Origin of the sequence: Saccharopolyspora sp. 6V, from assembly GCF_020176785.1 — a bacterium.
GTDB classification, from domain to species: domain Bacteria; phylum Actinomycetota; class Actinomycetes; order Mycobacteriales; family Pseudonocardiaceae; genus Saccharopolyspora_C; species Saccharopolyspora_C gregorii.
Genome location: NZ_JAIUKB010000019.1, coordinates 24836 through 46578 on the forward strand (window position 1 = coordinate 24836; position 21743 = coordinate 46578).

The window sequence follows — 21743 nt, forward strand, 5'->3', positions numbered from 1 at the left end:
TCAGCTCCCCCAGCCGGCTTGCAGTTCGGACTCGAACTCATCGATCTCGTCCTGGTCGATCGCGTTCAGGCCCACGTCGGACGGGGTCACGCCCCGGTCGCCGACCCGGTCCACATGCGACACCAGGCCTTCGAGCACCCGGAACCAGAGGTCCGCGATCGTTCGCACGGACTCCTCGCCGAGCAGGCCCCCTGCCCAGTTCCAGCTCGCGACCAGGCGGGAGCCGTCCTCGCCGTCGACCACACCGGCGTTGAGCTCGATCACGTGCGGCAGCGGCAGATCAGGATGCTGGTCCGGCCCGGTGTCGAGACCGAGCTCCATCCCCCACTCGACCGGACCAGGCGCGTCGAAGCGGCCGAGGTAGTTGAACGCCACCTGCGGTGCACGGCCCCGCGCCAGCGCAGGCCCGGTCTCGGCATCGAGGTGGCGGAGCAGTCCGTACCCCATGCCCCGGTCGGGGAACCCGCGAAGTTGCTCCTTGATCCGGCGCACCGCGGTAGCCGCGGACGCGCCACCGGCGAGCAGGTCCGCGCGATCGACCTCACCCGGGTCGAGGCGGACCGGGTGCAGATCGGTGAACCACCCCACGGTCCGGGAGAGGTCCGCATCGCCGACGACGTCCTCCTGGCGACCGTGCCCTTCCACGTCGAGCAGGAGCACCGACCCACCGCCGCGGGCCGCGTCCGCTCGCCAGGCGGTCACGGCGACCGCGAGCGCGGTGAGCAGCACGTCGTCGACGCCCGCCCGGAACGCCGCCGGAGCGGAGGCCAGCGCGGCTCCGGTCACCTCCGGCCCGAGAGTGCTCCGCCAGCGCCGTACCGTGCCGTAGGTGTCCCGCGCGGGGTCCAAGGCCCGTGAACCGAGCAGCGGGTCCGGGGTGTCCACCACGTCGGACCAGAACGCGGTCTCCGAGCGACGCACCGGCAGCGTCGCGATCTCGGTGAGCCGCCGCGCCCAGGACCGCAGTGAAGTACCCACCGGGAGCAGCACCGGCCGCTCACCCCGCGCGGAGGCCGCGTACGCCTCGGCCAGGTCACCGAGCAGGATGCGCCAGGAAACACCGTCCACCGCGAGGTGGTGCGCCACGATCAGCAGCCGGCCTGGCTCGTCGCGGCCGTGGTCGAGCCACACCACCGCGACCATCGCCGCGGCTTCGGGATCGATCCGCTCGCGGGCCAGCACCGCTTGCTCCCGCACCGCCGCCCCACGTCCGTCCGAGTCCTCGGTGGACACGTCGACCCGGCGGACGCACTCGGCGGCCACGACCGCTCCGGTGGGAGGAACGTCCATCTCCGCACCCTCGCCGGTTCCCGTCAGCGTCATCCGCAGGGCGTCGTGCCGATCGAGCAGCACCTGCCACGTGTCGATCAGCGCGTCGAGGTCCAGGTCCGCGGGGACGGTCACGACCTGCGTCTGCGTGAAGTGCTCGATCGGGCCACCGCGGTCGAGGAACCACCGGGCGATGGGGAGCACCGGCGCGGTGCCTACCGCGTCCTCGCCGTCGACCGCCACGGCACGGGCGTCGGTGACCACGCTCGCGAGCGAAGCGGCGGTCTGGTGCTCGAACACCTGCCGCAGCGTGATCGAGAGGCCCTCGCGGCGCGCCCGGCTGACGAGTTCGATGGACAGGATGCTGTCGCCGCCCAAGGCGAAGAACTCGTCGTCCGGCCGGACGTCCTCACGATGCAGGACCTCGGTGAACAGCCCGCGCAACACGTCCTCGACGCGCCCACCGGACGACCCGGCACCAGCGACCTCGGTACCGCGGTCCACGTCGACGGCGTCGGGTGACCCGAGTGCCTCGACCGCACCGCGACGGGTGCGGCGAACGCGGACGCCGGTGGGGTGCAGCACGTCGTGGACGAGTCCGGTCGGAGCCGCGACCGCCGCTGCCGGGGCGAGCGCCAGGCGCTCGACGCCGCTGCCGGCCACGTGCAGTTCGCCGGCGACTCCCGTGGGCGCGAGGCGCCCTTCCGAATCGAGCACGAAGTAGTGCAGCAGCGGGGCGGCCTCCGACCAACCCAACGAGTCGACGACGGGACGCCATTCCTCGCCGAACTCTCCGTGGAGCAGGGCCTCCTGCTCGTCCGGCAGGAACACGTCGAGGTCGGACACCCGACGTCGCGCGTCGCGCACGACGGCGTCGAGCAGGATTTCGAAGCGCCGCGCGATGGTTCTCGCGGTCTCCTCGTCGAACAGGTCGTCGCTGTAGTGCAGGACGCCGGCGAGTCCGCCCGGTGAGCCGTCCTCGGCGCGAGCGCTGCGCACGGTGAAACCGAGGTCGAACTTCACCGAACCGGTGTCGGTGGGCTGGGGTGACACGCGGAGGCCGTGCATTCCGTGCGCCGCGTCGAGGGCGGTCTGCTGATCGTCGTCGTCGAAGGTGAGCATGACTTGGAACAACGGATGCCGCGACAACGAACGCTGCGGATTCACCACCTCCACCACACGCTCAAAAGGCACATCCTGATGCGCGAACGCACCCAAATCCACCTCACGAACACGACCCACCACATCCACAAAAGACGGATCCCCCGACACATCCACCCGCAACACCAACGTATTCACGAAAAACCCGACAACACCCCCCACCGCCTCATCAACACGACCCGCCACCGGAGACCCCACCGGAACATCAACACCCCCACCCAACCGCGACAACAACACCACTAACGCCGCCTGCACCACCATGAACACACTCGCATCCACAGACCGCGCCAACCCCACCACACCAGCATGAACACCCGCAGAAACCCCGAACTCCACAGACCCGCCCACACCAGACGACACCACCGGACGCACCCGATCCACCGGCAACACCAACTCACCCGGCACACCCGACAACACATCCGACCAATAACCCAACTGCCCCGCAATCACACTCCCCGCATCACCCTCAACACCCAAAAACCCCCGCTGCCACAACGCAAAATCCACATACTGAACACCCAACACACCCCACCCAGGCACACCCCCGCACACCCGAGCCGAATACGCACACCCCACATCCCCCGCCAACACACCCAACGACCAACCATCCGACACCACGTGATGCACCAACAACAACAACACGTGCTCGTCCGGTCCGACGCGGTACAAGGTCATGCGCAGCGGCGGTGCGGCCGACAGGTCGAAGCAGTGGCGGACCTCCTCGTCCAACAGGGCACGGAGATCCGCCTCGTCCGCGTCGACCACGGTCAGTTCCGCCGCGGCCTGCTCGGCGTCGAGGACGACCTGGAACGGGCCGTCGGCGTCCTCGGCGAACACCGTGCGAAGCGACTCGTGTCGTCCGACCACATCGGACAGTGCGGATCGGAGGGAATCGAGGTCGAGCGAACCGGAAAGCCGCATCGCCATCGGCAGGTTGTAGGCGGGTCCGGGCTGGAGCTGGTGCAGCAGCCACAGCCGCTGCTGCGCGAAGGACAGCGGAATCCGCGCCGGCCTGGGCCGTACGCGGACGACTCCGGCACGAGCGGCACCAGCGTCCTGGAGCACCTCGGCAAGGCCGGCCACGGTGGGAGTCTCGAACACCTGCCGCAGCCCGGTCTCCAGGCCGAGCAGCGAGCGGATCCGGCCGACCAGACGGGTCGCGAGCAGCGAGTGGCCGCCGAGCGCGAAGAAGTCGTCGTCGATGCTCACCCGCTCGGTACCGAGAACCTCCGCGAACAACTCGCACAACCGTTCTTCCTCGACGGTGCGCGGCGCGCGGCCTTCCGGTCGGTGTTCGCCGTCCGGTTCGGGCAGTGCCGCGCGATCCAGCTTCCCGTTCGCCGTCACCGGTAACGCGTCCAGGAGCACGACCGCCGCTGGCACCATGTGTTCCGGCAGGACCGTTCGCAAGGCGGTCCGCACGTCCTCCGGACGAGGCGCGAGGCCGGGGTCGACGGCTACCACGTACGCGACCAGCCGGTCCTCGCCATGCACGTCGGGACGCGCGACGACTACCGCCGACGACACGTCACGGTTCTCGCGCAGCGCGGCCTCGATCTCACCCGGCTCGACCCGCATTCCGCGAACCTTCACCTGGTCGTCAGCACGTCCCAGGAACTCCAGGTACCCGCCCGAGGTCCACCGGGCCAGGTCGCCGGTCCGGTACATCCGGTCCCCCGGGGCTCCGTGCGGATCGGCGACGAAGCGGTCAGCGGTGAGGTCGGGCCGGTCGAAGTATCCGCGCGCGAGCTGAACTCCGCAGAGGTACAGCTCGCCCGTCACGTTGCCGGCGACCAGGTCGAGCTTGTCGTCCAGCACGCGGACCGCGGTGTTCCACACAGGACGACCGATCGGGACGACCGCGTCACCGCGATCCGCCTCGTACTGCCACCACGTGACGTCGACCGATGCCTCGGTCGGGCCGTACAAGTTGTCCAACCGGGTGTCCAGGACGGCCCTGCCCCTCTTCGCCAGATCGCCCGGCAACGCTTCGCCACTGCACAGGACGCGGCGCAACGTCGTGCATTCCGCGGCCTCGGGCACGTCGAGGAAGGCCGCCAGCATGGGAGGGACGAAGTGGACCGTGGTGACGCGCTCGCGCTGGATGAGGGAGGCGAGGTACGCGGGGTCGCGGTGCCCCAGGGGCGCGGCCAGCACCAGGCTCGCTCCGGTGATCAGCGGCCAGAAGAACTCCCACACCGACACGTCGAAACCTGTCGGTGTCTTCTGGAGGACCCGGTCGTCCGGCTCCAGCCCGTACTCGCCCTGCATCCAGTCGAGCCGGTTGACGATCCCCGCGTGATCGACGACCACGCCCTTCGGTCGCCCGGTCGAACCCGAGGTGTAGATGACGTAGGCCGGATTGCCCGGGAGCACGGCGTCGGATCCGGTCAGGGCGAGATCGGATCCGTCGCGCTGATCGAGGTTCGCGCGGACCTCCGCCGAGTCCACGACGATGCGGGGCACCCCGCCACTCGTGGACGGGAGGAACCGTTCGGTCTCCTCGGTCGTCAGCAGGACGTCCGGACGAGCGTCGCCGAGCAGGAACGCGATGCGCTCCGCGGGATGGTCCGGGTCGATCGGTACGTAGGCCGCGCCGGACTTCAGCGCGGCGAGGAGGCCGACGACCAGCTCCGGAGAACGCGGCACGGCCACCGCGACCCGCTGCTCCGGTCCCGCCCCGCGTTCGACCAGCAGCCGTGCGAGCCGGTTCGCACGCTCGTTGACCTCCTGGTAGGACAGGTCGACCCCGTCGAAGCGAACCGCGACGCGGTCGGGTGTCCGCCGCACCTGCTGCTCGAACCGCTGGGGGAGGCAGCCGCCCTCGGTGGGGTGGTCGGTGTCGTTCCAAGAACCGAGCAGGGCGCCGCGCTCCTCGTCCGTCAGCACGTCGACGGCGCTCACCGGCAGGTGCGGGTCGGCGACCACTTCTTCGAGGACCTGAACCAGGCGTTGGGTCAGTTGTTCTGCCGTGGAGCGATCGAACAGGTCGGCGCTGAACTGGAGCAGCCCCCGCATTCCGTCCGGTGATCCGTCCTGGCGCCGTCGTTCGCCGAAGCCGAACATGAGGTCGAACTTGGCGGAGCCGATGTCCACGACCTCGGCGGTCGCCCCGTGACCGAAACGGGCGGCCACCGCCTCGACCGCGCCTTCGACGGCCGTGTTGTCGAAGGTGAGCATGACTTGGAACAACGGATGCCGCGACAACGAACGCTGCGGATTCACCACCTCCACCACACGCTCAAAAGGCACATCCTGATGCGCGAACGCACCCAAATCCACCTCACGAACACGACCCACCACATCCACAAAAGACGGATCCCCCGACACATCCACCCGCAACACCAACGTATTCACGAAAAACCCGACAACACCCCCCACCGCCTCATCAACACGACCCGCCACCGGAGACCCCACCGGAACATCAACACCCCCACCCAACCGCGACAACAACACCACCAACGCCGCCTGCACCACCATGAACACACTCGCATCCACAGACCGCGCCAACCCCACCACACCAGCATGAACACCCGCAGAAACCCCGAACTCCACAGACCCGCCCACACCAGACGACACCACCGGACGCACCCGATCCACCGGCAACACCAACTCACCCGGCACACCCGACAACACATCCGACCAATAACCCAACTGCCCCGCAATCACACTCCCCGCATCACCCTCAACACCCAAAAACCCCCCCTGCCACAACCCAAAATCCACATACTGAACACCCAACACACCCCACCCAGGCACACCCCCGCACACCCGAGCCGAATACGCACACCCCACATCCCCCGCCAACACACCCAACGACCAACCATCCGACACCACGTGATGCACCAACAACAACAACACGTGCTCGGTCACGTGATTCGGGTCGTCGTCGGAATGCACGACGAAAAGAGTGGGGCGCAGGGGAATGTCGGTCGCGAGATCGAATCCGACCTGTCCGTGCGAGACGAGTTCGCCTCGCAGGTCGCTCTCGGACACCTCGACCGTGGTGAAACCGAGTCGTACCGACTCCGGTGCCAGCACGACCTGGAACGGCCCCTCGTCGTCTTCCCCGAAGACCGTTCTCAACGACTCGTGGCGTTCGACCACATCGGACAGCGCCGCTCGCATCGCCGCGTGGTCGACCGCGCCGGGGATCCGGAGCGCTACCGGCGTGTTGTACTGCGAACGCGGCCCCTCCATGCGGTTGAGGAACCACAACCGCTGCTGGGCGAACGACAGCGGTAGCCGCTCGGGACGCGGCAGGGCCACGACCGGTGGCCGGGACGACCCGGTGCTCGTCTCGATCACGGCGGCCAGGCCGGCCACGGTCGGAGCGGTGAACAACTGGCGGATCGTGACGTCCACGCCGAAGGTCGACCGGATGCGACCGGCGAGTGTCGTACCGAGCAGGGAATGACCGCCCAGATGGAAGAAGTTGTCATCGATGCCGACCTGCGGCAGCCCGAGAACGTCCGCGAACAGCTCGCACAGGAGCCCCTCCTGCGGAGTGCGCGGCCCGCGCCCGTGCGTCCGGACCACTTGCTCCGGTGCCGGCAGGGCGGCCCGATCCACTTTGCCCGCCACGGTCAACGGCATCTCGTCCAGCGGCACGAACACCGCCGGAACCATGTAGTCGGGAAGCCCGTCCTCCACGTGCGCCCGCAGGTCCGCGTCCGCGACAGGCCGTTCGCACACCACGTAGGCCACCAGGCGCGTCCCGCCGGAGCCGTCAGCACGCGGCACGACCACGACGTACCGGACGTCGCGGTGTCCCTGCAGGACGGACTCGATCTCACCCAGCTCGACCCGGAAACCGCGGATCTTGACCTGGTCGTCGGTCCGCCCTGCGAACTCCAGCTCGCCGTGCCGGTTCCACCGCACCACGTCACCGGTGCGGTACATCCGGGAGCCCGGTGCCCCGAAAGGATCAGGCACGAATCGCTCGGCGGTGAGTCCCGGCCTGTTCAGGTACCCGCGCGCGAGCCCGGAACCCGCGACGTACAGCTCTCCGTGCACGCCGATCGGCACCGGCCTCAGTCCGGTGTCCAGGACGTACACCGTGGTGTTGGTCGAAGGAACACCGATCGGAACGGGATCGGTCACCGGTTGCTCACAACGACGGCTCGACACGTCCACAGTGGTCTCGGTCGGACCGTAGGCGTTGAACAGCGTGTGGTGGCGAGCCCAGCGGGTAGCGACCTCGGCGGGCAGGCTGTCGCCCGCCGACACCACGCGCAGCCCCCGGGGAACGGTTTCCGGCCGCATCACCGCCAATGCCGCCGGAGGCAGCGTGACGTGCGTGATCCGCTCGTCCTCCAGCAGCCGCCGGAGTGCGTCACCGGGGTTCCGGCTCCCCTCGGCGGGCAGCACCAGGCACGCACCCGACAAGTGCGCCATGCACATCTCGGAGACCGACGCGTCGAATCCTGGCGACGCGAACTGGAGGACCCTGCTGGATTCGTCGACTTCGAAGGCGGCGATCTGGGTCCGAGCGAGGCTCGCGACGCCTTCATGAGTCACCACCACCCCCTTGGGCCGACCCGTGGACCCGGAGGTGTGGATCACGTAGGCGGCGCGACCGCGCGACCGCACCCCTCCTCGCTCGGTCGCGGACAGGTCGGTCCCGGCGCAGCCCGTGACGGCGGACTCAACGGCTGGGTCGTCCAACAACAGCACCGGCGACGCGGTCCTCGGAAGCAGCCGGACGTGCGCGGAGTCCGTCACCACGAGCACCGGCTCGGTGTCCTCCAGGATCAGGCCGATCCGGTCGGACGGTTGGGTGGTGTCGATCGGCGCGTAGGCTCCTCCGGCCTTCATGGCCGCGAGGAGTGCGACGACGAGTTCGGGCGAACGCGGCAAGGCGAGGGCGACGACGGAATCGGGCCGTACTCCTCGACTGACGAAGTGCCGCGCCAGGCGGTTCGCTCGCGCGTTGAGGTCCGCGTAGGACAGTTCGCCGTCCCACCACCTGAGGGCGGTCGCCGAGGGGGTTTCGGCCGCCTGCCGTTCGAACAGCTCGGGCCAGGTTCCCTCCGCTTCGTCCCGGGAACCGTTCCACTCCACGAGGGTCCGCTGCCGCTCACCGGGCATGAGGACGTCCAGCGTCGAGAGCGTGCGGTTCGGCTCGGCGATGACGTGTTCCAGCACGTGCTGGAGTCGTGCGGCGATGAGCAGCGCCGTCTCGGGGTCGAAGAGATCGCTGCTGTAACGCACCCCGCCTTCCAGACCCGCCGCCGCGCCGTCCGGCGAGAACGTCTCCCCGAGGTCGATCGACAGGTCGAACTCCGCGCCCCCGGTATCGGTGTCGAGCAACTCCACCTGCACCCCGGGTGCCGCATTCACCGCGTCGAGCCCGTCCTGGCGAAAGGTGTTCTGCCAGCTCAACATCACCTGGAACAGCGGGTGGCGCGACAGCGAGCGCGTCGGTTGCAGTGCCTCCACCAACCGCTCGAACGGAACGTCCTGGTGCGCGTAGGCCGCCAGGTTCGTGTTCCGAATCCGGTCGAGCAGGTCGAGGAATTCGGGGTCGCCGGAGGTGTCGGTCCGCAGGACCAGGGTGTTGACGAAGACACCGACGAGTTCGTCGACGGCACCGTGCGTCCGTCCGGCGATCGGGATGCCGATCGGGAGGTCCGTGCCCGCCCCCATCCGCGACAGCAACGCCGCGAAAGCGGCTTGCACGACCATGAAGACACTCGTGCGGCTCTGCCTCGCCAGGGCGCGGACACCCTCGTGCACCGCGGCCGGGATCTCGAACTCCAGGCGCCGGCCCTGATGGGAGGCGACGGCGGGGCGCGGCCGGTCTGCCGGCAGCGGCAACTCGTCGGGGGCGTCCCGGAGTTCCTCGCGCCAGAACGCCATCTGTCGAGCGAGGACGCTGCCGGGATCGTTCTCCGAACCGAGAACCTCCCGCTGCCACAGGGCGAAGTCGGCGTATTGCACGGCCAGAGCCTGCCAACGGGGCGCACGTCCGTCGCGCCGGTCGGTGTAGGCGATGGTGAGGTCGTGCACCAGGCGTTGCATGGACCAGCCGTCACCGGCGACGTGGTGGACGACGAGCAGCAACACGTGCTCGGCCGGAGCGTCGACCACGTCGAACAGCCGCGCGCGCAGCGGAGGGTCGACCGTGAGATCGAAGTGCTCGCGCACCGCGCGCACGAGCTCCTCGTCGAGGTCGTTCCGGTCGACGCGCACCACCGGCAGAGCCGTCGCGGACTCGGCGACCGGGAGCACGATCTGGTGCAGTCCGTCGTCGTCTTCCGCGAACACGGTGCGCAACGTCTCGTGCCTTGCCACCACATCGGACAGCGCACGGTGGAGCGCCGGAACGTCGAGGTCACCGGTCAGACGTAGTGGCACGGGAATGTTGTAGGTCGCACTGCCGCCGTCGAGGCTGTCGAGGAACCACCAGCGGTGCTGGGCGTACGAGACCGGCACCCGATCCGGGCGTCCCCGCTTGTCGAGCGGCGGCAGCTCGCCGATCCGTTCCGCCCCGCCGATCAGCGTTGCGAGGTCGGCCACCGTCGGCGACTCGAAGAGCTGCCGGATCGGCAGGTCCACCCCGAAGGTGGCCCGGACCCGCGCGACCAGTTTCGTCGCGAGCAGCGAATGCCCGCCGAGGGCGAAGAAGTCGTCGTCGATGCTCACGCCGGTCACATCGAGAACGTCCGCGAACAGCCCGCACAACAGCTCGTCCTCGGGGCCGCGCGGACCACGGCCGGCCGGTCGCGTGGTCGTCGTGGGCTGCGGAAGCGCCTTGCGGTCGACCTTGCCGTTGGCGTTCAACGGCAGCGCGGCGAGGACCGTCACGATGGGAACCATGTACTCCGGCAGCACCCGCCGGAGGTGTTCCCGCACCTCGTGGGCCGTCTCCGCTCCGGTGTCGGCCACCACGTACGCGACCAGGCGCTGGTCGCCGGGCTGGTCCTCGCGCAGCAGCACCACCGCCTGGCCCACACCGGGGTGGCGCAGCAGCGCCGATTCGATCTCGCCCAGTTCGATGCGGAATCCACGCACCTTCACCTGCGAGTCGGCACGGCCGACGAACTCCAGCTCCCCGCGTTCGTTCCAGCGCACCAGGTCGCCGGTGCGGTACATCCGCGAACCGGCGGGACCGTGGGGGTCCGCGACGAACCGTTCCGACGTGAGGGCCGGCCGCTTCCAGTAACCCCGCGCGAGCACGGAACCGGCGACGTACAGCTCCCCCGCCGTGCCCTGGAGCACCGGGCGCAGGCTGCCGTCGAGAACGTAGGCACGGCTGTTCGGGAACGGGCGTCCGATCGGCACCGCACCGGACGGCGTCGGCACTCCCGGTTCGAGCCGGTGCTCGGTGACGTTGACCGTCGCCTCGGTGGGTCCGTAGGCGTTGCACACCGTCACGTCGGGGAACCGCGACCGCCACGAGTCCAGCGCACCACCGAACAGGGCCTCGCCGCCCAGGATCAGGCATCCGCTCGGGGAAGCCTGGTCCGGCAACGCCTCCAGCATCTCCAGGTGGCTCGGCGTCGCCTTCAGCAATGCCGGCCGTCCCGCCGCGCGCACCTCGGACTCGGTCAAGTCCGCCAGGCGCACGCATCCGCCGCTCACCAGCGGGGTGAACAGCGCGGTGACCGTGAGGTCGAAGGCGAGCGGAGAGTGCAGCAAGGAGGACTCGCCCGCGCCGGGGTAGGCCGTGCGAGCACGCGCCAGGTACCCGGCCACCGACCGGTGCTCGACGACTACGCCCTTGGGATGCCCGGTGGATCCCGACGTGTAGATGACGTAGGCGGGGTGCCGCGGGCTGATCGGGCTGAGGCGATCAGCGTCCGAAAGGGCGTACGACGGCAGTGCCGCGAATTCCGGGGCGGCGAGCGCTTCGGCGAGGACGGCGACCTCGGCGTCCCCGGTGGACACCGAGCCCGCCGCCTCGTCGGAGGTGAGGATCAGCGCCGGGGAGCAATCGTCGATCACGTACCGGATCCGCTCGGCCGGATGGTCCTGGTCGACGGGCACGTACGCGGCGCCCGACTTCAGCACGGCCAGCATCGCGGCGACCGCCTCCACCGAGCGCGGCAGCACGAGCGCGACGAACGATCCCGCGCCGACGCCACGAGCACGCAGATACCGGGCGAGCCGGTTCGCGACGGCGTCCAAGTCCCGATAGGACATCCGCGCGTCGGACGACCACAGCGCGAGCGCATCGGGAGTGTCCCGCGCCTGCCGGGCGAACAGGTCCGGGAGCAGGACCGCGGCACCGTCGTCGGTCTCGCCCGAGCCGAGTTCGAGTGCGGCGCGACGACGATCGTCGTCCGGTCCGGGCAACCCGCCGATCGGCTCGTCCACCGCGGACAGAAGTGTGCGGAGGAAGCTCAGGAAACCATCCCGGTGTGCGCGCACGGCATCGCCGTCGAGCACGTGCGGGTTGCCGTCGAAGTCGACTCGGACACCGCTCGAACCGTCGGCGGTTCCGTAGGCGTGCACCGACACGTCGCGCACCCGGCCGGTGGACAGCTGCCGCGCGACCACCTCGTGCCCGTCGAACTGAACGGTCTGGTCGAAGGTGACGACGTTGACCACCGGACTCGCCGACGCCCCGGAGCGACCTCGCCGGAGTTCGGTGTGCAGGTCCTCGCCTCGGTACCGCTGGTGCGTGATCGCGCGCAGCACCTGCCGGGCGGTGTCCCCGACCAGTTCCCCGAATCGTCGCCACGGGCCGACCGGCACGCGCAGCGGAAGTTCGTTGGACATCATCGCGGGCGTGGTCATCGCGGCCGGTGTCGTCCGCGCCGACAGCGGCAGTCCTAGCACCACGTCCTCGGCACCGGTGCTTCGGTGCACGTAGGCGGCCATCGCCGCGAAGAAGACCACGGGCCACCGCGTCCTGGCCGCACGCGCCACCGCCAGCATGGCCTCGACATCGACTCGGTCGAGCCACACGGTGTCGGTGAGTTCGCCGTGGGCCGGAGGTGCCGAGCCGTCGTCGAAGACGGCCGGAATCGGCTCGTCGGCGAAGGCACCGCGCCAGTACTCGCGGTCGCGGTCGTGCCGGGGCGAGGCGCGGTACGCCTCTTCTTCCGCGAGCAGCTCCGCCCACTCACCGAACGGTGCGACCGCCGGCTCCACGTCGGGCGAGCCGTCGGCGAACGAAGTGTAGAGGTCCGCGATGCGACGGCAGTGCAATGTCTGCCCCCACCCGTCGATCAGGATGTGGTGGTAGCGGAAGTACAGGAATTCCCGCCCGGGCGCACGGAGCAGCGCGTGTGCGAACAACGCGCCGTGCTCCCAGTCCTGGGGCGCGCGAACCTCGGCACGCATCCACTCGAGGCACTCCGCCACCGATTCGCAGTCGACGACCGTCAACGTGGCCGTCATGGCGCGCGGCACCTGGCGCACGCCGTCCACATCGGACTCGAACCGCATCCGCAGCGCGCAGGTCTCCTCCACCGCCCGGGTCACGGCTCGTCGCAGGCGATCGGCGTCGAGCGCGCCTTCGATCTCGAAGTACACGGCGCAGTGGTAGAGCGACGTCTCCGGTTGTAGTTGCTGGGCGACCCACACGCCCTGCTGCGCGGCCGACAACGCGAACCCGGCCTCGGACTTCGGCACCGTGCACTCTCCTCGGATGGAACGGGTGGGCGCGCCCACGGTCTTGGCTCGGCTTCAGCGGGGGTTTGCGCCGAGTTCCGCCAGATGGCTCGCGAGGGCGGCGACGGACGGGTGTTCCCAGGCGACGGCGGGGTCGAGCACGAGGTCCCAACCGTCCTCGATCTCCGCGACCAGCGCCGCTGCCCGGACGGAATCCAGCCCGTAATCACCGAGCTCCGCCTCGACCGCGATCTCGGACGGCGGACGGTCCAGGAGTGCGGCCACGCGTTCGGCCAGCCACGCCTGGAGTTGCGCTCGACTCGTGTTCATCCGGCTACCGCCGTCTCCGCCGTGTGCTCGGGAGCCCGCACTGACCGGCCCGGCAGGCGCGAGTCCACTTCCGCATACCGGGCTTCGAGTTCGCCCGCGCAGAACGAGGACTTCATCTGTGCGCGCTCGATCTTGCCGCTGGTGGTCCGCCGCACCGCTCCCCTGCCCAGCAGCACCACTCCACCGACCGGAACACCGAACTCGCGGGACACCGTCCGCCTGATCGCGGTGGCGAGTTCCGCGAGGTCTCGCGGTGCCGGGTTGCCCCGCACTTCGTGCGTGATCACGACTGCCGCGTCGTCCCCGGGCACGTCGACGTCGAACACCGCGCCCACGTTGCCCAGTTCGGGATGCTGCGAGCGGACTTCCTGCTCGACGTCGTGCGGGTAGAGGTTCCGTCCACGGAGGACCAGCATCTCCTTCAACCGGCCGGTGACGTAGAGTTCGCCGTCCACCACGGTGCCGAGATCCCCGGTACGCAGGAACTCGCCGTCGCCGTCCGCGGTTGTGGCGCGGAAGGTCCGCTCGGTGGCGGCAGCGTTGTTCCAGTAGCCGTGGGCGACGCTGGCACCCCGCAGCCACAGCTCACCGATCGCGCGTTCCGGCAGGACCTCGCGACTGAGCGGATCGACGACGATCACGTCGTAGCTCTCGGCGGCGAAGCCGTTGCTGGCGAGCGCCCGGCCGGCCGCGTCTCCGGGGACCGGGGCGAACACGTGGCGGTCGAGCTCGCCGCGCGCGACCCGGGCGGTCACCGGCTCGCGAGGAGCCGAGCCGGACACGAACACCGTCGCTTCCGCGAGTCCGTAGCAGGCGCACTGCGCCTCGGCCCGGAAACCCGCGGGGGCGAACCTCTCCGCGAATTCCTCCATCGTGGACACCCGAACCGGCTCGGAGCCGTTCACGGCGTACCGCCAGCGGGACAGGTCGAGCTCCGCCACCTGGTCGTCACTGGTGCGCCGGGCGGCCAACTCGTAGCCGAAGTTCGGCGCGGGCGACCACGCCACGTCGTAGCGATCGATCATCTGGAGCCACTGGTGCGGACGTTTCAGGAAGGACGTCGGGCTCATCAGCACGCAGGTGCTCCCGAGGAACAGCGCGGGCAGGGTCTGCGCCATCAGCCCCATGTCGTGGTACTGCGGTGCCCAGCCGCCGAATCGCGTGCCGTCCTCCACCTGGAGCGTGGTGCAGAGCGCTTCGGCGTTGACGAGGAGGTTGGCGTGGCTGACCACGACGCCCTTGGGCGATCCGGTGGAGCCGGAGGTGTACTGCAACAGCGCGATGTCGTCCCGCACCGTCGCCGGGGCGGTCCAGCTCGCGGGATCGGCGATGCCGCCGGAGTCGGTGGCGAGGACGTCGATCTCGCCCAGCTGCTCGCCCGCGAAGCGTGCGACGGCGTCCAGGTTGATGAGGTCGGTCAGCACCGCGCTCACGCCCGCGTCGGAGGCGATGCCCCGAACCCGTCGCCGCTCGTGGTGGTACCGCCCCGGCAGTGGGGCGGGCACCGCGACCATTCCCGCGTAGAGGCACCCGAGGAATCCGGTGGTGAAATCGGCCGGTGGGTAGAGCAGCAAAATTCGTGACCCGACCGCGAAACGCTCCCGCAGCCACACCGCGACGGTGCGGGCGCGCTCGTCGAGCGTCGCGTAGCTGAGGTGGTCGGCCTCCCGTGCGCTCGCGTCGTGGACACGCACCACCGCGTCCTGCCCAGGGCGGGACGCGGCCTGGTGGCGAAGCAGCGCCGTCACGCTGCTCCACCGTCCGATGTCGACGACCATGCGCGGATTCCCCCTAACTTGGCGGCACGCGCTCGTGGCGGTTCCGCGGAACAAGAGAAACGGCGAGAAAACCGCGAAAACTCAGCGTGTGCCACGCCTCGCGTGACACCGCGCTGAAGCCCCCAGCTCCTCGTGGTGTGCCGCGCGTCTCCGAGCAGGTCGTCAGCGCACCGGCATGAACCGATCGGAAGCTATCCGCGCACGTGAACGCCGGTCAAGGTTCGTAAGTCAGCGCAAAAAGGAACGAACGACCGCACGGCACGGGGAGGTTCAGACCCGGCTGGATCGGACCAGATTTCGATGGCGGAGGATGCGGTGACAACGCGCCCGCGCAGTGGACCGCTCCTCCGTCACCCCGCCGGCCGGGCGGGTGGGTGATCGGTACGGCACCTCGTCACTCCGATCCCCGAGTGGACCCGCCGGACTCCACCGGAGTGGTCGGCAACGTCGCCTGGACGGAGAACCCGCCGTCCGGGGTCGGCCCGGTGGTGAGCGTGCCGTGCAGCAGTCCCACCCGCTCGTGCAGGCCGACCAGTCCGAGACCGCTGCCCGGCAGCCCCTCCGATACCCGTTCCGGAGCCGCGTTGCTGACACCGACCTCCACCGCGGACGTCAGGTACCGCACCGTCACCTCGGTCCTGGCGGTTCCGGCGTGCTTGTGCACGTTGGTGAGCGCTTCCTGCGCGAGCCGGTAGGCGGTGTGGTCGACCATCGCGGGCAACGCCACAGGCGTGCCTTCGCACCGATAGCGAACGTCGAGGCCAGCGGAGCGAGACCGTTCCACCAGATCCTCGATGTCCGCCACGGTGGCCTGCGGCTGCAGCTGGACCTCCGACGGGTGGAGTCGCAGCACCCCGAGCACCTCGCGGAGCTGCCCCAGCGCCTCCCGGCCGGTGCGGCGGATCAGCGCGGCCTCGTCCGCCAGCAGTTCGTTCGGCGAGTTCGCCTCGATCGCGCCCGCGTGGAGCACCATCAGCGACACCCGGTGCGCCACCACGTCGTGCATCTCGCGGGCGATGCGAGAACGCTCCTGCGCGCGGGCTTGCTCCGCGCGGGCCTCCTGCGACCGCAGAAGCTGCTGGGTGCGTTCCCGCAGCCCCTCGACGACCTGCCGTCGCGCTTTCACCCACAGTCCGATGAACAACGGCAGCACGACGAACAGGGCCACCCCGCCGAAGGAACTCTGGACCGAGTCCCACCCGACGTCCGGCCGCCTCACGCGCACGAGAGTGGGCGCCATGACCGCTGCCGTCGCCGCGACCGCGTAGGTCGCGAGCACGAACGAACGCAGGCGCAACGCCGCCCGGAACGACGCGACGCAGAGCAACGGCCAGAGCGAGGCGATCAACCAAGTACCGAACGCGAGTGCGTACAACGGCCACGACCAGCGAGGCGCCAGCCAGGTCACGACCGCCGAGAGGGTGGCGATCAGCAGGGTCAGGGCGAGTCCCGGAATCGAGGTGAACGCGGCCGGTTCGGCTACCAGAGCTCCGGCGGGGAGGAAGGTCGCGACGAACACCGCAAGGCACACCGCTACGGCGAGCACGCGGTCGGCCGTCGACCACGACCGGTCCTTCGCATCGAGCTGCTGGGATTCCGAGCGCGCCTTGGGGTCCACGCGCCGAGCGTAACGGCCGTCCGACGTCCCCTTTCGAGGCGCGACTTTAGTTGCAGATCGTCTATCCGATCGGCCGACGGCAGCGAACTCTCCCGGGCACGACGCTGTGCGGATGACTCAAACGACCGCTGCCGTCCGTGCAGCCGGATTGACCAAGGTGTACGGCCATGCCGAGGCGCGCGTCGTGGCGCTCGACAGCGTCGACGTGGAGTTCCGCAGCGAGCAGTTCACCGCCATCATGGGACCGTCCGGGTCGGGCAAGTCGACGCTGATGCACTGCGTCGCGGGACTCGACGCCCCCAGCGACGGTGAGGTCTTCGTCGGCGGCACCGCCCTGACCGGCCTCGACGACGTCGCCCTCACCGAGCTGCGCCGGGACCGGATCGGGTTCGTGTTCCAGGCGTTCAACCTGCTCCCCACGCTGACCGCCTGGGAGAACATCACGCTCCCGCTGGACCTCGCCGGGCGCAAGCCCGACCCGCAGGTGGCCGAATCGATCATCGAGGCGATCGGCTTGCGGGACCGGCTCAGCCACCGGCCGAGCGAACTCTCCGGCGGCCAGCAACAGCGAGTGGCATGCGCCCGTGCCCTCATCACCCAGCCGGACGTGGTGTTCGCCGACGAACCGACCGGTGCGCTCGACTCCAGGTCGTCGTCGGACATCCTGTCGTTCCTCCGCCGCAGCGTGGACGACTTCGACCGCACCGTGGTCATGGTGACCCACGAGCCGATGGCCGCTACCTACGCGGACCGGGTGTTGTTCCTCGCCGACGGCCGCCTGGTGGACGAGATGTACGCACCGACCGCCGAAGGCGTGCTGGACAAGATGAAGTCTCTGGAGAAGGTCGGTCTCTGATGCTGCGAGCAATGCTGCGCGATCTCCGCGCACACCGGGGCCGCCTGGCCATGACCTTGGTCGCGATCGCGCTCGGCGTCGCGTTCGTCGTCGCGAGCTTCGTCGTCTCCGACTCCCTGGCCAAGACGCTCGCCGGGCAGACCGCCCGGGGTGGGGTCGACGTGTCGGTGCAGACCGCGTCCCAGGACCCGGATCTGACGCTCGCCGACCGCGACGCGTTGGCGGCCACGAACGGCGTCGCCGAGGCGCACGGCGTGATCGCCGGACGTGCGGGTGTGGTGGGCACCGACGGCAAGCTGGTCTCGACGGGCACGGACCTGGCGGGCACGAACTGGGACGAGACCGGCCGGTTCACCCTCGTTGACGGGCGAGGGCCGCAGCGTCCGGGCGAGGTGGCCCTCGCCGAGTCGCGCGCCGGCGAGGCACGACTCGCCCTGGGTGATCGTGCCCGGATCGTGCTCGGCGACGGCCGCATCGACGAACCCGTCGTCGTCGGGCTCTTCCAGTACTCCGCGCTGGGGCCCGATGCCGCGGGCCGCTCCGAGCACGTCCCGTCCATCGCCTACGACGGGGCGACCGCGGCGTCGCTCGTCGGGGACCGCTTCGACCGCATCGAACTCACGGGCACCCCCGGCACCGAACCCAGCACCTTGCGCCAGGCCGCCGAGCAGACCATCGGAGCCGGGCACGCCACCGACGAGTACAGCGTGTCCACCGGTGCCGAGCTGGTCACGAACGCCGAGCAGGCCGCGGACAAGACGGCGTCGGACACACTCGCGCAACTGCTGCCCTTCGCGGCGATCGCGTTGTTGGTCGGCATGTTCGTCATCACCAACACCTTCAGCCTCCTGGTCACCCAGCGAACGAGGCAGTTCGCGCTGCTCCGCGCGGTAGGTGCCCATCGCAGGCAGGTCCGGTCGAGCGTGGTGGTCGAGGCGACCGCGCTCGCGTGCGTCGGGGCGACTATCGGCACGGTGCTCGGGATCGGGCTCGGCCTGATCGTGTTCCGGTTCATGCAGCCCGAGGGCGACGTGGTCCGCTACGGAGTTCCGCTGCTCGGCGTCGGGGCGGGCTATCTGGTGGCGGTCCTGGTGACCGTCGCGGCGGCTTACGGTGCCGCCCGGCGCGCGGCGGCGGTCTCCCCGATGGCCGCCCTGCGCAACGACGTGGTCACGTCGAAAGGCCCGCACACCCGCCAGTCCATCGCCGGTGGGATCTGCGTGGTCGCGGGCCTCGTCGCGATCGTGGCCACCGCGTCTCCCGGTCTCGGCACCCTCGAACGGATGATCGCGATCGGCGGTGCCGTGCTGTGCACGGGCGGGGTACTGCTGCTGACTCCGGTCGCAGCCGGCGCGCTGCGCCCTCTCGCCACCTGGTCGCAGGGCTGGGGAGGCCCGGCGACACGGCTCGGGATGCGCAACGCGGCCCGCGACCCCCGGCGTACGGCTACCACCGCGACCACCCTGATGGTCGGGCTCGGGCTCGTGTGCGCCTTCGCGACGCTCAGCTCCAGTCTGGCCACGATGGTGACGGCCTCGATCCGGCTGAACATCCCGGTGACCTCGACGGTGCTGGAACCGGCCGCCGGTGGCGCCGCCACCCTCGGCCCCGGCGTGGTCGGGGAGCTCAGGTCGCTGCCCGCCGTCTCCACCGTCCTCGCCAGCAGGGACACCTTCGCCGAAATCCGGCACGAGGGTGGCACGAGCGAGCGCATCGTCTCCGCGATCGACCGCGAGGGGCTGGGCGAGGTGCTCACGCCGAAGATCACCGAAGGGACCGACGACGTGTCGCGCGGTGCGATCATCGCGCAGAACGAGGCGAACATGCTCGGCCTCGCGGTCGGCGACCCGCTCGAACTGGTCGTCGAGGGAACGCCGGTGAAGACCGCGGTGGTCGGCGTCTACGACGCCACCGAAGCACAGGCGAGCATCTTCTTCGACCAGGCCCTGGCACCGCCGCACCTGCGCGACCACGTCACGACGGTCTACGCCGGCGGCCCCGACCCGCAGGCCGCACGCGAGGCCATCGCGACCGCCTTCCAGGACCGTCCCGAGATCTCGATCACCGATCGGGACGGGGTGATCGCCGACCGGGTGGAGGAGTTCCGGTACGGCCTGCTGGTCATGTACGCGATGTTCGGCGTCGCGATCGTGATCGCCGTCTTCGGCGTCGTCAACACGCTCGCGCTGTCGGTGATGGAGCGGTCCCGCGAGATCGGCGTGACCCGCGCGGTCGGAGCCGGCCGTGCCCTCGTCCGCCGTACGATCAGGGTGGAGAGCATCGTGATCTCCCTGTTCGGCGGCATCCTCGGGGTCGGTGTCGGAGTCGGTACCGGGACGGTGATGCAGCACGCGATGCTCGGGCAGGCGCTGTCCCGAGCGACGCTCCCGTGGACGCTGATCCTGCTCGCCCTGGTCGGGATCGTCATCGTCGGTGTGCTGGCCTCGCTGTGGCCCGCCCACCGGGCGGCACGCACCAACATGCTGGAGGCGATCGGGTCCGACTGACCCGCCCCGCCCGGTTCCCTCCCGTACCAGTGGGAGGGAACCTGCGCGTCGGGGTCCGGAAGCAGATGAACAGCGCCCAGCCAGCGGGCGCCCCGCAGTCCACACAGGACTGATTTCGCCGGCGCTTAACGGATGCCCCTGAGCGATCCGAAACCGTTGCCCCGGGGCACCTCCGCTGACACACTCGCCGCACAGCGGAGCACGCTCACCCGCGCCTTTCTGGGGAATCCGCGCGACGACGCTTCGCTGCCGATGCGGGAAGGACCTCACGCGCATGGCGCCATCGAGCACGCTCAGCCTGCTCAGCCTCTACCAGCCGGACTGGGCGGCTGATCCGTACGCGCTGTACCACGCGATGCGCGAGGACGGCCCGGTCCAGTGGGACGACTGGATGCGGAGCTGGATCGTCCTCGGTCACGCCGAGATCGCGCGGCTTTCCAAGGACGACCGGCTCTCCGGTGCGCGCATCGCAGACTTCCACGCCCAGCTCCCGGCATCGGTCCGCTCCGATATGGAGCCGCTCGCCGGCGCGCTGTCGGACATGATGCTGTTCAACGAGCCGCCGGAGCACACCCGCCTGCGCCGCATCATCAAACCGGGTCTGACCCCGAGGTTCATCCGGGAGATGCGCCCGCTGATCGCCGAGCGCGCGGAGGAACTCGTGGACGCGGTGCTCGACCAGGGGCACATGGACGTCATCGGCGACTTCTCCGAGCCGCTGTCCCGGAACGTGATCGCACACCTGGCCGGAGTGCCCGGCCACGCCACCCCGCTGCTGGAGAACTGGCAAGGCCTGCTGCACGAGTTCTTCACCCAGTCCTGCGCGGAAGTCCCCCGGGTGAACTCCCTGCGGGCCGCCTTCGACGAGCAGGCCGCGAAGCGACGTGCGGGTACCGCCGACGATCTCTTCAGCCAGGTGATCGCCGGACAGCTCGAACGCGAGACCTACACCGACGACGAGGTCTTCGCCAACTTCCTGCTGCTCATCGACGCCGGACAGGCCACCACGACCCACCTCATCGGCAACGCGGTCCTGGCGCTGCTGCGCCACCCCGATCAGCTCGCCCGGCTCCGGGCCGATCCCGACCTCTGCCAGGTCGCGGTCCACGAGTTGATGCGGTACGACAGCTCGGTGCAGTTCACCACCCGTGTCGCGCTGGAAGGCATGGAGGTCGGCGACCAGCACGTCGAGCAGGGCCAGTCCGTCACCCTGGTCCTCGGGGCGGGCAACCGCGACCCACGCCGCTACGACGACCCGGATCGTCTCGACGTCACCCGCAAAGCGACCGACCACCTGTCGTTCGGACACGGCATCCACTACTGCCTCGGGGCCTCGCTCGCGCTCGCCGAAATCGAGATCGCGCTGCGCGTCCTGTTGGAGCGGACGACCGAACTCAGGCTGCGGACCGACGACCTGGACTGGCTCGACAGCATCAACTTCCGGTTCGCCAAGGAACTGCCGGTCGAATTCAGCACATGACGTCCACGTTTCGACGCATCGTCCATGATGGACGGTTAAGTCCAGGGTGAAAGCGCCGTCTCGGGGCGGATTCCTGGCTTCAGGGCCTTGCACCGGTGCCGGAAGGTCCCGATCGTGTCGTTGGCAGGGACATCTCGACGTCCCTCGCGGTCCAGAGCGCATCCGGCCGGACCGCCGCACG

The 21743-nt window shown here is 69.8% G+C and carries 7 protein-coding genes; 3 read left to right on the forward strand and 4 right to left on the reverse strand.

Going from position 1 to position 21743, the window contains the following annotated elements; all coding sequences use genetic code 11:
* The 4 genes from LCD35_RS04310 to LCD35_RS04325 all read right to left on the reverse strand — a co-directional run bounded on the left by LCD35_RS04310 (position 1) and on the right by LCD35_RS04325 (position 16719).
* Entirely contained in the window at positions 1 to 13053 is a 13053-nt protein-coding gene (locus LCD35_RS04310; protein ID WP_374108031.1) for an amino acid adenylation domain-containing protein, read from the reverse strand.
* Between the two features lie 15 nt (positions 13054 to 13068).
* Positions 13069 to 13323, reverse strand: a complete 255-nt coding sequence (locus LCD35_RS04315) for an acyl carrier protein (RefSeq protein WP_224955852.1) — start codon at positions 13321 to 13323, stop codon at positions 13069 to 13071.
* Positions 13320 to 15101, reverse strand: coding sequence for a fatty acyl-AMP ligase (locus tag LCD35_RS04320; RefSeq protein ID WP_224955851.1), 1782 nt, complete (start codon positions 15099 to 15101; stop codon positions 13320 to 13322). The genes LCD35_RS04315 and LCD35_RS04320 overlap by 4 nt, the downstream gene beginning before the upstream one ends.
* A 394-nt stretch (positions 15102 to 15495) precedes the next feature.
* Positions 15496 to 16719 (reverse strand): histidine kinase, encoded by a 1224-nt coding sequence (locus LCD35_RS04325; protein WP_225043733.1) that lies wholly within the window; start codon positions 16717 to 16719, stop codon positions 15496 to 15498.
* 112 nt (positions 16720 to 16831) lie between these two features.
* Here LCD35_RS04325 and LCD35_RS04330 point away from each other — a divergent pair, with 112 nt between their 5' ends.
* The 3 genes from LCD35_RS04330 (at position 16832) to LCD35_RS04340 (ending at position 21562) form a co-directional block, all read left to right on the forward strand.
* Positions 16832 to 17575, forward strand: a complete 744-nt coding sequence (locus tag LCD35_RS04330) for an ABC transporter ATP-binding protein (RefSeq protein ID WP_224955849.1) — start codon at positions 16832 to 16834, stop codon at positions 17573 to 17575.
* Positions 17575 to 20082, forward strand: a complete 2508-nt coding sequence (locus LCD35_RS04335; RefSeq protein ID WP_225043734.1) for an ABC transporter permease — start codon at positions 17575 to 17577, stop codon at positions 20080 to 20082. The genes LCD35_RS04330 and LCD35_RS04335 overlap by 1 nt, the downstream gene beginning before the upstream one ends.
* Positions 20083 to 20356: 274 nt before the next feature.
* The gene (locus tag LCD35_RS04340; RefSeq protein WP_225043735.1) at positions 20357 to 21562 is read left to right on the forward strand and encodes a cytochrome P450; all 1206 of its coding nucleotides are present in this window, start codon (positions 20357 to 20359) and stop codon (positions 21560 to 21562) included.
* Positions 21563 to 21743: the final 181 nt, after the last annotated feature.